The 14,428-nt window shown below is 73.3% G+C and carries 14 protein-coding genes; 10 read left to right on the top strand and 4 right to left on the bottom strand.

The genetic code is table 11. The features are described 5' to 3' along the window. The first annotated feature begins 202 nt into the window (after positions 1–202). The gene (locus ACIQCZ_RS41845) at positions 203–919 is read left to right on the top strand and encodes a tetratricopeptide repeat protein (RefSeq protein WP_402291388.1); all 717 of its coding nucleotides are present in this window, start codon (positions 203–205) and stop codon (positions 917–919) included. A gap of 56 nt (positions 920–975) precedes the next feature. On the opposite strand, the gene ACIQCZ_RS41850 is transcribed toward ACIQCZ_RS41845, so the two are convergent. Continuing rightward, positions 976–2,253 carry a DUF1015 domain-containing protein gene (locus ACIQCZ_RS41850; protein ID WP_402291366.1) on the bottom strand — a complete coding sequence of 426 codons (1,278 nt, stop codon included), beginning with the start codon at positions 2,251–2,253 and terminating at the stop codon, positions 976–978. A gap of 71 nt (positions 2,254–2,324) precedes the next feature. Here ACIQCZ_RS41850 and ACIQCZ_RS41855 point away from each other — a divergent pair, with 71 nt between their 5' ends. Then, entirely contained in the window at positions 2,325–3,353 is a 1,029-nt protein-coding gene (locus ACIQCZ_RS41855; protein WP_402291368.1) for an HAD hydrolase-like protein, read from the top strand. A gap of 182 nt (positions 3,354–3,535) precedes the next feature. Next, positions 3,536–4,378, top strand: coding sequence for an ABC transporter ATP-binding protein (locus ACIQCZ_RS41860; RefSeq protein ID WP_402291369.1), 843 nt, complete (start codon positions 3,536–3,538; stop codon positions 4,376–4,378). Positions 4,379–4,449: 71 nt separating this feature from the next. Here the strand turns inward: ACIQCZ_RS41860 and ACIQCZ_RS41865 are convergent, their stop codons facing one another. Next, positions 4,450–4,797: an SCP2 sterol-binding domain-containing protein gene (locus ACIQCZ_RS41865; RefSeq protein WP_402291371.1), complete on the bottom strand. Its 348-nt coding sequence runs from the start codon at positions 4,795–4,797 to the stop codon at positions 4,450–4,452. 43 nt (positions 4,798–4,840) lie between these two features. Here ACIQCZ_RS41865 and ACIQCZ_RS41870 point away from each other — a divergent pair, with 43 nt between their 5' ends. From ACIQCZ_RS41870 to ACIQCZ_RS41895, 6 genes are all read left to right on the top strand, one after another. Further along, entirely contained in the window at positions 4,841–5,179 is a 339-nt protein-coding gene (locus ACIQCZ_RS41870) for a hypothetical protein (RefSeq protein WP_402291373.1), read from the top strand. A gap of 7 nt (positions 5,180–5,186) precedes the next feature. Continuing rightward, complete coding sequence (locus ACIQCZ_RS41875; protein WP_402291374.1) at positions 5,187–6,002, top strand: TlyA family RNA methyltransferase; 816 nt, start codon at positions 5,187–5,189, stop codon at positions 6,000–6,002. Next, positions 5,999–6,904: an NAD kinase gene (locus ACIQCZ_RS41880; protein WP_351085792.1), complete on the top strand. Its 906-nt coding sequence runs from the start codon at positions 5,999–6,001 to the stop codon at positions 6,902–6,904. Before ACIQCZ_RS41875 ends, ACIQCZ_RS41880 begins: the two co-directional genes overlap by 4 nt. Before the next feature lie 108 nt (positions 6,905–7,012). After that, positions 7,013–8,758, top strand: coding sequence for a DNA repair protein RecN (gene recN / locus ACIQCZ_RS41885; protein ID WP_402291377.1), 1,746 nt, complete (start codon positions 7,013–7,015; stop codon positions 8,756–8,758). A gap of 133 nt (positions 8,759–8,891) precedes the next feature. After that, positions 8,892–9,656: a hypothetical protein gene (locus tag ACIQCZ_RS41890; RefSeq protein WP_402291379.1), complete on the top strand. Its 765-nt coding sequence runs from the start codon at positions 8,892–8,894 to the stop codon at positions 9,654–9,656. A 185-nt stretch (positions 9,657–9,841) separates the two neighbouring features. Further along, entirely contained in the window at positions 9,842–10,939 is a 1,098-nt protein-coding gene (locus ACIQCZ_RS41895; protein ID WP_402291380.1) for a glycosyltransferase family 4 protein, read from the top strand. 99 nt (positions 10,940–11,038) lie between these two features. On the opposite strand, the gene ACIQCZ_RS41900 is transcribed toward ACIQCZ_RS41895, so the two are convergent. Next, positions 11,039–12,664: a PucR family transcriptional regulator gene (locus tag ACIQCZ_RS41900; protein ID WP_402291382.1), complete on the bottom strand. Its 1,626-nt coding sequence runs from the start codon at positions 12,662–12,664 to the stop codon at positions 11,039–11,041. 256 nt (positions 12,665–12,920) lie between these two features. Here ACIQCZ_RS41900 and ACIQCZ_RS41905 point away from each other — a divergent pair, with 256 nt between their 5' ends. After that, complete coding sequence (locus ACIQCZ_RS41905; protein WP_402291384.1) at positions 12,921–13,775, top strand: sulfurtransferase; 855 nt, start codon at positions 12,921–12,923, stop codon at positions 13,773–13,775. 134 nt (positions 13,776–13,909) lie between these two features. On the opposite strand, the gene ACIQCZ_RS41910 is transcribed toward ACIQCZ_RS41905, so the two are convergent. Then, positions 13,910–14,428: glycoside hydrolase family 15 protein (locus tag ACIQCZ_RS41910; protein WP_402291386.1), on the bottom strand; the 519-nt coding region annotated here is incomplete at its 5' end.

Below are 14,428 nucleotides of genomic sequence, written 5' to 3' on the forward strand. Positions count from 1 at the left end.
CGGGTACCGGCGCGACGACAGCCGCGGCGGGGGCTACCGCGGCCAGCGGGACGATCGTGGTGGCCGGGGCGGCTACCGCGGGCGCGACGACCGCGGTGGGTACGAGCGGCGGGACGACCGGGACCGTGAGCCCATCAAGCGGCTTCCGATTCCGGAGGACGTCACCGGCGACGAGATCGACAAGGATGTGCGGCAGGAGCTGATGAGCCTGCCGAAGACCCTGGCCGAGGATGTCGCCAGGAACCTCGTCATGGTGGCCCGCCTGATCGACGAGGACCCCGAGCAGGCGTACGCGTACTCGCGGATCGCACTGCGGCTGGCCTCACGGGTCGCGGCCGTGCGTGAGGCGGCCGGGTTCGCCGCGTACGCGACGCAGAAGTACTCGGAGGCGCTGGCGGAGTTCCGCGCTGCCAAGCGGATGACCGGTTCCGTTGAGCTGTGGCCCGTCATGGCCGACTGCGAGCGTGGACTCGGGCGTCCCGAGCGGGCGATGGCCATGGCCGGTGAGCCCGAGGTGCAGAAGCTGGACAAGGCCGGGCAGGTCGAGATGCGTCTGGTGGCTGCCGGGGCCCGTCGTGACATGGGACAGATCGATGCGGCCATCGTCACGCTGCAGAGCCCCGAACTGGCTTCGAGTGCCGTGCACCCGTGGACGCCGCGACTGCGCTACGCGTACGCGGACGCGCTGCTGGCCGCCGGGCGCGAGGACGAGGCGCGTGAGTGGTTCGGGAAGGCGCTGGAGGCCGACAAGGACGGCGCCACCAATGCGTCGGACCGGCTCGCCGAGCTGGAAGGTGTCGAGTTCGTCGACGCCCTGGACGAGGACGACGAGGGCGAGAACGACATCGCCCCCTCGGCCGCCGCTGCGGACGACGACCAGGACAAGGGCCGGGGCCAGGACGGTACGTCCGAGGCGTAAGGCATGAGAGAGGGCGGCACCCTGCGGGGGTGCCGCCCTTTTGTCGTTTCCGGGGGTCAGTCGAGAGCGAGGCTTCGCAGGACCAGGCCGGAGGCGGGCTTGGGGCCGAAGGAGGTCGACTTGCGAGGCATGGTGACGCCCTGTCGGGCGAGGTCCCGGACGACCTCCTCGCGTACCGGATGCATCAGGACCGCGGTGCCGTTGCGGCGTTCGGCCTGTTCGACGGCGGCCGCGGTGTCGTGGATGTATGCGATGTGTTCCGGGGCGTCGGGGATCTGCCAGACGTGGTCGAGCAGAGCCGCGTGCAGGACCGTCGCGTCGAGGGTCCGCCAGGCGGTCGGGTGATCGGCCGGAATCGTACGTGCCAGCAGGGCGGCGTCGGGGCGGTCGACGAGGTGGAAGCGGCCGTCGCCGGCGAGCAGGAACGCGTTGCCTTCGACGGCCGCCTCGGCGAGTGCCCCCAGGGCCAGGGGCAGCGGGCCCTCGATGTCGCGGACGCGGAAGAGGCCGTTCAGTGCGGCGAGCGCGTCGGCGACGGGCAGGCGGTGGAGCAGTCGGTGGATGGCGCGGACCCGGAGCGGGTAACGGGCCGTGTCGACGAGGAGGACCAGGCCGAAGTCCCAGGGGCCGGGATCGGTGTGCTCCTGCTGCAGCCGGAGGTAGGTGGCCCAGCGATGGTGGCCGTCGGCGATCAGAGCCTGGTGGTGGGCCAGATCGGCCTCGATCTCGGCTCGTTCGGCCGGATCGGTGACCGCCCACAGCCGGTGGCTGTAACCGTCCTCGGTGGTGGTGGCGAGCAGCGGTGGACGCTCGATGGTCCGCTCGATGACGGCGGTCGCGCCCGAGATGTCCTCGTCGCTGCGGTAGGTGAGCAGCAGCGGTTCGAGATGGGCGGCCGTGGTGCGCATCAGGGCGGCCCGGTCCTCGACGACGTGGGCCATCACGTCCTCGTGCGGCAGGACGATGCCCTCGGTGGGCGCGGACAGTGCCAGTGCTCCGACGATGCCGCGTTGCAGGATCTCGGCGTCGCGCTGCTCGTAGACGTACAGCGCGGGCTCGGCATCGGGAGCGAGGACGCCCTCGGCCAGCCAGCGGTCCAGCGTCTCGGCGGCCTGCTTGTGACGGGCCGCGGCGGTGTCGGCCTGCGGCAGGATCAGCCGGACGATGTTGTGCGGGTCCGCCGACTCCAGATGGTGCAGTCCGTCGGGGCGTACGACGACGTCGTACGGCGGTGAGGTCACCGCGGCGAGACTGCCGACCCGCTCGGGGACGTAGCGCAGTCCACGGAACGGGGTCAGACGCAGTCCCTGGCCGGCCGGACCTGATGTGTTCATTTCTGCATCGTATGCGTGCGGCCGGGATGCGCGATGATCGGAACAGAAGTACGGAATGAGGAGCGTAGAGAATGAGTCAGGCGAGCAGGACCAGGCCGAGCGGCAGCAGCACCGCGTTGAACGTGGCGTACGACACGGCGCTGCTCGATCTCGACGGGGTGGTGTACGCGGGCGGTCATGCGATCGTCCACGCCGTCGAGTCGCTGGAAACTGCACGGGACGGCGGGATGCACCTGGCGTATGTGACCAACAACGCCCTGCGGACCCCGGCCGCGGTGGCCGAGCACCTGTCCGAACTCGGGATTCCGGCCGGGCCCGGCGATGTGATCACCTCGGCGCAGGCGGTGGCGCGGCTGATGGCGGATCAACTGCCCGCCGGTGCACGGGTTCTGGTGGTGGGTGGCGAGGGACTGCGCGTCGCACTGCGCGAGCGCGGGCTGGTCCCGGTGGAATCGGCGGACGACGAGCCGGCCGCGGTGGCGCAGGGGTACGGCGGGCCCGACATGGCGTGGGGGCGGTTCGCCGAGGCGGCCTACGCGATCGCGCGGGGGGTGCCGTGGTTCGCGTCCAACACGGATCTGACGATTCCGAGTGCCCGGGGGATCGCGCCGGGGAACGGTGCGGCGGTGGAGGTCGTACGGATCGCGACCGGGGCCGAGCCGCAGGTCGCCGGGAAGCCGTTGCCGCCGATGCACCGGGAGACGGTGCTGCGGACCGGGGCCGAGCGTCCGCTGGTGGTCGGGGACCGGCTGGACACGGACATCGAGGGTGCCTTCAACGGCGGAGTGGACTCCCTGCTGGTGCTCACCGGGGTGACGGACGCGGCGCGGTTGCTGGCCGCCGGGCCGAAGCACCGGCCGACGTTCGTGGACGCGGACCTGCGGGGGTTGCTGACCGGGCAGCCCGAGGTGACGCGGACGGACGACGGGTTCGGCTGTGGCGGCTGGACGGCGTCGGTGCGTGGTGACGACCTGGTGATCGAGGGGGACGGGGACGCGCTCGACGGGCTGCGGGCGCTCTGCGGGGCGGCGTGGTCGCACGCCGGGGACGGCTCGTGCGGGTCGGACGCGGCGAAGGCGGTCGCCAGGCTGGGGCTGTAGGAACGGTTCCCGGCACTTCGAGAGCAAAAGAGGGTAGGCTAACCTAACTTTGTTCTGCTCGGTGTGCCACCGTCCGGATGGCCGACCCGCCCGGCGGGTGGTGCCGGGCTCGGGCCCACCCGCCGCCTGTGGTGAAGGACGGCCCTCGCGCCCGATCACCCCCGACCCCGGGAGTACGACCCATGCAGCGCCTCACCGCGGACTCGGTGACCCTCGGCTACGACCAGCGGGTCATCGCGGAGAATCTCTCCGTCGAGATCCCCGACAACTCGTTCACGGTGATCGTCGGTCCCAACGCCTGTGGGAAGTCGACCCTGTTGCGCGCGCTCTCGCGGATGCTGAAGCCGAACAGCGGACGGGTGCTCCTGGACGGGCAGGCGATCCACGCGATGCCCGCGAAGAAGGTCGCCAGGACGCTGGGGCTGCTGCCGCAGTCCTCCGTCGCGCCGGACGGCATCACCGTCGCCGACCTCGTCGGGCGCGGCCGGTACCCGCATCAGGGGCTGCTGCGGCAGTGGTCGCCGGACGACGAACGCATTGTCGAGGAATCGATGGCGGCGACCGGGGTCGGCACGCTCGCCGATCGCTATGTCGATGAATTGTCCGGCGGGCAGCGGCAGCGTGTCTGGATCGCCATGGCGCTCGCCCAGCAGACGCCGCTCCTGCTGCTCGACGAGCCGACGACGTACCTCGACATCCAGCACCAGATCGACGTCCTCGACCTCTGCGCGGAACTGCACGAGGCCCAGGGGCGCACGCTGGTGGCCGTCCTGCACGATCTGAACCACGCCGCGCGGTACGCCACACATCTCGTCGCGATGCGGGAGGGCGAGGTGATCGCCGAGGGGGCGCCGGGCGACGTCGTCACCGCGGAACTGGTGGAGCGGGTCTTCGGGCTGCGCTGCCAGGTCATCGACGACCCGGAGACCGGAACGCCGCTGGTGGTCCCGGCCGCACGCAAGCCGCGGAGCGGCGGGGCGGGCACACGGGGCAAGGCGTCGGCCGGGGCCTCGACGGGGGGCTGACGGGACGAAGGGGACCGGACGAGCTGCCGCCCCGGTCGCGCCACGGGCCGGGGAAGGGGTCCACGCGGTGGCTACAGCAGCGTCCTGAGTCTCAGCAGGTCGCGGAAGCCGGCCTCCAGCCGGACCCGGCCCGTGCCCCATGCCTTGGCGAAGTTCAGCTCACCGTCCACCATGGCCACCAGGTCGTCACCGGTCATCGCGAGCCGGATCTCGGCCTTCTCCCGGGGCGGACCCTCGGCCGTGTCCAGGACCTGGATCCGGCCATGCGTCAGCCGCCCGGTGAAGGTGATGTCGAGGTCTTTGATGTGGCAGCTCAGCGAGCGGTCGAGAGCTGCCGCGCTGCGCACGTCGCCATCGGCCACCGCGAGGTTGCCGGAGAGTCTGTCGAGTGCGCTGCGGCACTCCGCCATGGTCGCCATCGTGACCGACGGTACCGCAGCCCTACGCGGTAGCGTTTCCCGCATGAGCGACTCGATGCCGGGGCCCGGGGCGGCACACGGAACAGTGCCCGGGGCGACGCCCGGGGAAGCGGCGCAGGGCTCGCCCGACGAGGACGCGGCCCCGGCCGCCGCAACCGCGTCCGAGCCCGCCGCGCCCGCTCCCCTCGGTATCGCACGCACCCCGACCGGCAACGCCCGGGTCGACGCACGGCTGGAGCGTCTGGCCGATGCGGACCACCTCACGGCGGACGGGCACATCGAGGTGTACGAGGATGTACACCGTGGGCTGCGCGACGCGCTGACCGCGCTGGACGCAGGACCCGCACCCGCACCGATGCCCTCGTACAACCACAGGAGCTGAACCGAACGTGGCAGGAGTGACACGTCACCGCCTCGACGCCGAGCTGGTACGCCGTGAGCTCGCCCGCTCGCGCGAGCACGCGAGCCAGCTGATCGCCGCGGGACGGGTGACCGTCGGTGGCAACACCGCGACCAAGGCCGCCACCCAGGTCGAGACCCGCGCCGCCATCGTCGTGACCAAGGACGACAGCGACCCCGAGTACGTCTCGCGCGGTGGACACAAGCTCGCCGGGGCCCTCGCCGCCTTCGTACCCCTCGGGCTGAAGATCGAGGGCCGGCGGGCGCTGGACGCCGGGGCGTCGACCGGCGGCTTCACCGACGTGCTGCTACGGGCCGGCGCCGGTCATGTCGTCGCCGTCGACGTCGGCTACGGACAGCTCGCCTGGTCGCTGCAGTCGGACGAGCGCGTCACCGTCAAGGACCGCACCAATGTGCGTGAGCTGACCCTGGAGACGATCGACGGCCTGCCGGTGGATCTGGTGGTCGGTGATCTGTCGTTCATCCCGCTGGGGCTGGTCCTGCCCGCCCTGGCGCGCTGCGCGGCCCCCGACGCCGATCTGGTCCTCATGGTCAAGCCGCAGTTCGAGGTCGGCAAGGAGCGGCTCGGCAGCGGCGGTGTGGTGCGCAGCCCCGAACTGCGGGCCGAAGCGGTACGGGAGGTGGCGCGCCGGGCCTGGGCGCTGGGCCTCGGAGTGCGGGGGGTGACGGCGAGCCCGCTGCCGGGGCCCGCAGGAAATGTCGAGTACTTTCTCTGGCTGCGGGCCGGAGCGCCCGAGCTGGACCCGGCGGATGTCGACCGTGCAGTGGCGGAGGGGCCTCGTTGACGACGAATGCGGCACGAACTGTCTTTCTTCTGGCGCACACCGGCCGCCCGGCCGCGATCCGCAGCGCCGAACTTGTCGTACAGGGACTGCTGCGCAGCGGCCTCGGGGTGCGGGTGCTGGCCACCGAGGCGGCCGATCTGCCGCTGCCGGCGTCCGTCGAGACGGTCACGGACACCACACCCGGGGCCGTGGACGGCTGTGAGCTGCTGATCGTGCTCGGCGGGGACGGGACGCTGCTGCGCGGCGCCGAGTTCTCCCGCGCCTCCGGGGTGCCGATGCTCGGCGTCAACCTCGGCCGGGTCGGCTTCCTCGCCGAGGCCGAGCGGGACGACCTGGACAAGGTGGTCGACCGGGTCGTCACCCGGGCGTACCAGGTCGAGGAACGCATGACGCTCGATGTCGTCGTGCACAGCAACGGCGACGTCGTGCACACCGACTGGGCGCTCAACGAAGCGGCCGTGCAGAAGGTGTCGCCCGAGCGGATGCTGGAGGTCGTCCTGGAGATCGACGGCCGGCCGGTGACCGGGTTCGGCTGCGACGGGATCGTCTGCGCGACCCCGACCGGATCGACCGCCTACGCCTTCTCGGCGGGCGGTCCCGTCGTCTGGCCCGAGGTGGAGGCGCTGCTGATGGTGCCGATCAGCGCCCACGCGCTGTTCGCCAAGCCGCTGGTGACCTCGCCGGACTCGGTGCTGGCCGTCGAGGTCCAGCAGCACACCCCGCACGGGGTGCTGTGGTGCGACGGGCGCAGGACCGTGGAGCTGCCCTCGGGGGCACGGGTCGAGGTGCGCCGCGGTGCGGTGCCCGTACGGCTGGCTCGGCTGCACCACGCCTCGTTCACGGACCGGTTGGTGGCGAAGTTCGCGCTGCCCGTCTCGGGGTGGCGGGGCGCGCCGCACTGACCGGCGGACATGCCTGCGGAGGCGGTGCGAATGCTCCAGGAGCACACGGGAGAGTGAACCCCGGGGGGCGGGGTCCGTCGCACATCGGGGCTCGGACCTCGTAAGGTCATGTCCGTGTTGGAGGAGATGCGGATACGGTCGCTCGGAGTCATCGACGACGCGGTGGTCGAGCTGTCGCCCGGTTTCACCGCGGTGACGGGTGAGACCGGCGCGGGCAAGACCATGGTCGTCACCAGCCTGGGGCTGCTGCTCGGCGGGCGTGCCGACCCCGCCCTCGTACGGATCGGGGCCAAGGCCGCCGTCGTCGAGGGACGGATCACGGTGTCCGAGGGCGAGGCCGTGGCCCTGCGGGCCGAGGAGGCCGGGGCCGAGTTCGACGACGGTGCGCTGTTGATCAGCCGTACCGTCTCCGCGGAGGGGCGCTCCCGGGCGCATCTGGGCGGGAGAGCGGTGCCGGTGGGGGTGCTCGCGGAACTGGCCGACGAGCTCGTCGCCGTGCACGGCCAGACCGACCAGCAGGGGCTGCTCAAGCCCGCCCGGCAGCGACAGGCCCTGGACCGGTACGCGGGCGACGGCGTCGCCGTGCCGCACGCCGAGTACACGGCGGCGTACCGGCGGCTGCGGGCCGTCGTCACGGAGCTCGACGAGCTGACGACGCGCGCCCGCGAACGTGCCCAGGAAGCGGATCTGCTGCGCTTCGGGCTGGGCGAGATCGCCGGGGTCGAACCGTTGGCGGGCGAGGACGACGACCTGGCCGCCGAGGCCGAACGGCTCGGTCACGCCGAAGCCCTCGCCTCCGCGGCGGCCCTTGCGCACACCGCGCTCGCGGGCAACCCGGAGGACCCGGAGGGCGTCGACGCGACGACCGTGGTCGCGGCGGCCGGACGGTCCCTGGACGCCGTGCGGGCCCACGATCCGGCGCTGGCCGCGCTCGCCGACCGGATCGGCGAGATCTCGATCCTGCTCGCCGACGTGGCCGGTGAACTGGCCGGGTACGCCGACCAGCTGGACGCCGATCCGCTGCGGCTCGCCGCGGTGGAGGAGCGGCGCGCGGCGCTCACGGGACTCACCCGCAAGTACGGCGAGGACATCACCGCCGTGCTCGCCTGGGCCCAGGAGGGGGCCGCCCGGCTCACCGAGCTGGAGGGCGACGACGACCGCATCGGCGAACTGACGGCGGAGCGCGACGCGCTGCGGGCCGAACTCTCGCTCCTCGGACAGGCGTTGACCGATGCGCGTACCGGGGCGGCGGAGCGCTTCGCCGAGGCCGTCACGGCGGAACTGGCCTCCCTCGCGATGCCGCACGCCCGGGTCTCCTTCGACATCCGGCAGACCGAGGCGGCCGACGAGACCTCCGGCATCGAGGTCGGTGGGCGGAGCGTGGTCTACGGTCCCTCCGGCGCCGACGAGGTCGAGCTCCTGCTGGCCCCGCACCCGGGAGCCCAGCCGCGGCCGATCGCCAAGGGCGCGTCGGGCGGCGAGCTGTCCCGGGTGATGCTCGCCGTCGAGGTGGTCTTCGCCGGCTCCGACCCCGTCCCCACGTACCTCTTCGACGAGGTGGACGCGGGGGTCGGCGGCAAGGCCGCCGTGGAGGTCGGGCGGCGGCTCGCGAAGCTCGCCAGGTCCGCCCAGGTCGTCGTCGTCACGCACCTGCCGCAGGTGGCGGCCTTCGCCGACCGGCAACTGCTGGTCGAGAAGACCGTCGACGGGTCGGTGACCAGCAGCGGGGTCACGGTCCTGGAGGGCGAGGACCGGGTGCGGGAGCTGTCCCGGATGCTTGCCGGGCAGGAGGACTCGCAGACGGCGCGGGCTCATGCGGAGGAGCTGCTCGCGGCGGCGCGGGCGGACGGGTAGCCGGGGTTTCGCGGCCGTCGGGCGCGCGTTCGAGGCCGGTCGCCGGGCGACCTCGCCCTCCGGGGGCGCCCGGCGGTTCGCTCACCGGACGGCCGCCGGACGGCCCCGGCGGACCGCTGCGTAGCCTGCTCGTATGGGAACAGCGTGCGGCAGGGCCGTGGTGTCAGGTGGGGTCGCCGCCGCCGTCGCGGGGAGTGTGTACCGGGTGCTGCGGGCCCGGCCGCGCAGGCACTGGCAGCGCACCAACTACGCGGGCCGCACCGTCGATCTGTACGCGGGCCCGGCCGTCGCCCTCGGAACCGTGGCGGGAACCGCCGTCCTTCCGCTGCCTGCTCGCACCAAGTACGCCGCGGCGCTCGCCGTGCTCGCGGCCGGCGGCTGCGGTGCCTACGACGATCTCGTCGGTGGAGACGATCCGCGCCGGGGGTTCCGGGCCCATCTGGGCGCGCTGCGGGGCGGCGAGGTGACCGGCGGAGCGGTGAAACTTCTCGGGATCGGGACCGCGGGGCTCGTGGCCGGGACGCTGCTCGAGGAGCGTCCCGTCGATCGGATCCTCGCCGGAGTCGTGATCGCCGCAACCGCGCACCTCGTCAATCTGACGGACGTACGGCCCGCCGCCGCTGCCGCCACCGTGCTCGCTCTCGGGGCCCCGGGCCTGCCGGCGACCGCGCTCGCCGCCGCGCCGATGGGCGCCGCGGCAGCCCTCGTCACCGACGACCTGGGGGAGCGCACCATGATCGGGGACACCGGGGCCCACGCCCTGGGGGCCGCGCTCGGCGTCGCCGTCGTCGCGGGCCGCGGCCGGGCCGGTCTCGTCGCTCACACCCTGGGGCTCGTCGTGGCGACGGTCCACGGGGACCGGGTCAGCCGGCTCGTCCGGAGGCTGTGGGACCGCTGACGGAGAAGGCCGGGACAAAGGCGCGTCAACATCGCGTCAGCTTCTCACTTGTACGAGTGGTAGGTCGCGGCCGGTTGCTGTTGTATGCAGCGGGACAGTGGCCCGACTGTGCCGGAACGTGCGTACGGACTGGCATCCTTGGCGTGCCATCACCGCCGACTCGGGAGCCCCGGGAGCCATTCAACGTGTCACAGCTGCGTACGGTCCAAGTCCTGGGCGGCGGCAGCGCGGGCAGCAGCGCCCACGTCAGCTCGCTCGCCGCGGGGCTGGTGGCGAGAGGTGTGCAGGTCACCGTCTGCGCCCCGGCCGAACTGGACCACGCCTACGACTTCTCCGGCAAGGGAGTCGACTTCGCCCCCGTACCGCGACGCAGTGACCCCACCGCCGTCGCCGCGCTGCGCACCGCATGCCTGACCGCGGACGTGGTCCACGCGCACGGCCTGCACGCCGCCGTACGGGCCGCTCTCGCGCTCGGCGGCCGACGCGTCCCGCTGGTCGTCACCTGGCACGCCCGCGCCCACGCGGAGGGCGCCCGCAGCCGACTGCTGCATCTGATGGAGCGAAGGGCCGCCCGCGCGGCGGCAGTTGTGCTCGGCACGACATCGGACCTGGTCGACCGGGCGCGGCGCCGAGGCGCGCGCGATGCCCGGCTCTCGCCGGTCTCGGCCCCCGTACCGCAGCGGCCGGTCGTCGTCCACGAGGGCAAGGCGCGGGCCGAACTCGGCGTGACGGAACGGCCGTTGATCATGTCGTACGGAAGGCTCGTGCCGCACCACGGGTACGACACGCTGCTCGACGCCGCACGGATGTGGCGCGGGCTCGACCCCGTGCCGCTGCTGGTCATCGCGGGGGAGGGGCGGGAACGGGCGGCCCTGCAGCGCCGGATCAGGGACGAGGAACTGCCCGTCCGGCTCATCGGCAGCCGCGACGACATCGCCGAACTGCTCGCCGTCGCCGATCTGGCAGTGCTGTCCAGCCGGTGGGAGGCGCGCTCGGTGCTGGCCCAGGAGGCCCTGCGGCTCGGCGTTCCACTGGTCGCCACCGCGGTCGGAGGGGTGCCCGAACTCGTCGGGGACGGGGCGGAGCTCGTGCCGTGCGGCAACGGCGAGGCGCTCGGACGGGCGGTCGTCAGGCTGCTCGGCGATCCGGAGCGGTGCGAGCAGTTGGTGGCCGCGGGGCGTGCGCAGGCCGCCGACTGGCCGACGGAGGACGACACGATCGCGCAAGTCCTCGCCGTCTACGACGAGTTGACGCAGCCGTTGGCGGTGGCCCGGACGCGGTGAACGCCCCGGCCGCCGTGCTCTCCGCAGGTCCGGGGCCATGGGGCTGCGACGTGCGGCGGCGGGCCCGGGGGCTACGAGGTGTGGCGGCGGGCCCGGGGGCTACGAGGTGTGGCGGCGGGCCCGGAGCGCCAGACTCAGGGCCAGGACCGCCTGGGGGTCGTCGAGGTCGGTGCCGAGCAGCTCACCGATGCGGGCCAGCCGGTTGTACAACGTCTGCCGGTTCAGATGGAGTTCACGTGCTGTCTCCGCCTTGCGGCCCGCGTGGGCGAGGTACGTCTCCAGCGTCGGCAGCAGCGGAGGGCGCGAGCTGCGGTCGTGGTCGCGCAGCGGACCGATCGCCCGGTCCACGAACGCGGCCAGATCCGGATGGTTCCGCAGCCGCCACAGCAGCAGATCGATGTCCAGGCGCCGGGCGTCGTACCAGGGCCGGTCGCTGAGCCCCTGCGCGGCCGTCGCCGTCTCCGCGGCGTGCCGCAGTCCGGCACCGGCCGCGGCCCAGCCGCCGGCCACGCCCACCACCACGACCGGCGGATGCGATCCGGCCCGCTCCAGACCGGCGCGTTCCACACCGGCCCGCAACGCCGCCGCGACCCGGTCCGCGACCGCCGTGCGCTCCGTCTCGGACCGCAGCCCCAGCAACACCGGAACCCGGCCCTCCACGGGCCGCACGCCGAGCAGCACCGGCACGCCCACCGACGAGAGCTCCTCCAGCACGGCCCGTGCCAGCAGCGCCCAGTTCCCCGACACGGACAGTTCGGGGGCCAGCCGCATCACCACCGGCAGCAGCGGTGTCCCGCCCGGCTTGAAGCCCAGCACGCGGGCCTGCGCCGGGGCGTCCTCCGGAGTGATCCGGCCCTCCGCGAGATCCGACAGGAAGTCGCCCCGGCCGCGCGCCGCGAGCTCCTCCTCCTGACGGGCCTGCATCAGCACGACGGCGAGGATCCCCGCCGCCCGTTCCGCCGCCATCCGGTGCACCGTCACCAGCGGTGCGGACACGGCCAGCAGCACCAGCCTGGCTCGTACCGAACCGGTTCCCGGCCCGCCGCCCGGCACGTCCACCAGCACCGAACCCGTGGGCGGCGCCTCGCGGGCCGCCCGGCCGCCGCGCATTCCGTCCCACACCTGGAGCGGATCGGCGCACACCGGGCCCGACCTGGGGCCGGCCGCGTAGAGCAGCTGCCCGTCCGCCGTCTCCAGGAAGACCGGGTTGGCCGCGAAGTCCGCCAGGATGCCCAGCACCTGGGGCACCCCGCCACCGCCGAGGAGCGCCTCCGTGCACCTGCGGTGCACATCCTCGGCCTGCCGCAGCAGGGCGTAGTGACCGTTGACGATCTCGGTGTGTATCTCCTCGGTCACCGTCACGAACGGCACCTCGCGGTGCAGCTGCACCAGCGGCAGACCGGCCGCGCGGGCGGCGTCCACGATCGATGCGGGCAGCCTGCTGAAGCGCGGACCGAGCTCCACCACCAGGGCGGCGATCCCGCGGTCGGCGAGCCTGCGGACGAAGGCGCGCTGCTCGGCGGGACGGGTGCCGAGCCCGAGCCCGGTGGTGAGCAGCAGCTCACCGCCCTTGAGCAGCGAAGCAATGTTCGGGACCTCGCCCGCGTGCACCCAGCGCACGGTACGGTTCAGCCGGTCCGCACCGGCCACCACCTCCGGGAGCCCGCTGCGCAGCCCCGGCAGCTCAAGCGCCCGCTGCACGGTGATTCCGCCTTGCGTCTCCACTGGCTCCGGCCTCGCGTTTCCATTCGGTTCAAACGGGCGGTCGCCCTGATTCAGGAAGGTACCGGCCCCGGGCGCGGGAGGCGCGGTCGGGGAGGTGCCGAGAGGGTCCGCCGACCGGGAGCGGCCGCTCCGCTCCGCCGCTTTCGGCCTGCCCGGGGACATGGAACCACGGTTGACACGGGTCGGGGCCGCTGCGATCTTGTGACCGCCGCGCGGTTCGGACCGTGCGGCTCTCCTACCCGGACCTGGAGCAGACGTGGGCGACGACGTATCGGCGTACGCGAGCCGGGAGGACCTGCCCGGCCCCCTGGTCGGGGTCGACTGGCTCGCGTCGCGGCTGGGCGAGCCCGGACTGGTGGTCCTGGACGCCTCCGTGGGTGCGCACCGGGGCTCCGGGCGGCGGATCCCGGGCGCGCGGCCCTTCGACATCGACGGGGCGCTGTCCGACCACTCGGGACCACTGCCGCACACGATGCCCGATGCCCGCCGGTTCACGGAGGAGCTGCGCTCCCTCGGCGTCCACGACACCGACACCGTCGTCGTCTACGACGGCGCGGGCATCTACTCCAGCCCGCGCGCCTGGTGGATGCTGCGCGCGATGGGCTTCGACCGGGCAGCGGTGCTCGACGGCGGCCTGCCCGCCTGGACGGACGCCGGGCTGCCGCTGGAGACCGGCCGGCCGGTGCCCGCCGCGGAGCGCGGCGACTTCACGGCCCGGCCGCGCGCGGGACGGATCGTGGGCAGCGACGAGGTGGTGGCGGCCCTGGCCGACCCCGCGGCGGTGGTCTTCGACGCCCGCTCCGCGGAGCGGTACTCCGGCGTGGTCGCCGAGCCGCGACCGGGACTGCGCGCCGGCCACATGCCGGGAGCGGTCAATCTGCCCTTCGGCGAGCTCCGACGCGACGGCCGGATGCGCCCGGCGGATGAGCTGCGCGCCGTGTTCGCCGCCCTCGCCGGAGACCGGCAACGGCTGTTCTTCAGCTGCGGATCGGGCGTCACCGCCTGCGTGCTGGCGCTCGGGGCCGAACTGGCCGGGTACCGCGAGTCGGCCGTGTACGACGGGTCCTGGAGCGAATGGGGGCTGCCCTCGGAGCTGCCCGTCGTGACCTGAGCGAAGAGCGTGGGGCAGCCGCGCCGACCCGGCTCGCCGCACTCCTGCGAGAACCCGTAACCGGAGCGGATCGGCGTCCGGGCGAACGGAAGGGGGCGGACACCGCTCGCGCGATGACCGCCCCCTTCCCGAGGTCAGCCGACGTACGCCCCGCTCGCCGTCAGGCGCAGTGCCGTGTCGATCAGCGGCACGTGGCTGAACGCCTGGGGGAAGTTCCCCACCTGGCGCTGCAGCCGGGAATCCCACTCCTCCGCGAGCAGGCCCAGATCGTTGCGCAGGGACAGCAGCCGCTCGAAGAGCTGGCGTGCCTCGTCGACCCGGCCGATCATCGCCAGGTCGTCGGCCAGCCAGAACGAGCAGGCCAGGAACGCGCCCTCGTCGCCCTCCAGACCGTCGACGCCGGCGTCCTCGCCCTTGGTGGGGTAGCGCAGCACGAAGCCGTCCTCGGTGGACAGCTCGCGCTGGATCGCCTCGATCGTGCCGATCACGCGCTTGTCGTCGGGCGGCAGGAATCCCATCTGGGGGATCAGCAGGAGGGAGGCGTCCAGCTCCTTCGATCCGTAGGACTGGGTGAAGGTGTTGCGTTCCTTGTCGTAGCCCCGGTCGCAGACGTCGCGGTGGATCTCGTCACGCAGTCCGCGCAGCCGCTCCAC

This window comes from Streptomyces sp. NPDC093149 (assembly GCF_044754145.1).
In the GTDB taxonomy this organism is placed as follows: Bacteria; Actinomycetota; Actinomycetes; order Streptomycetales; family Streptomycetaceae; genus Streptomyces.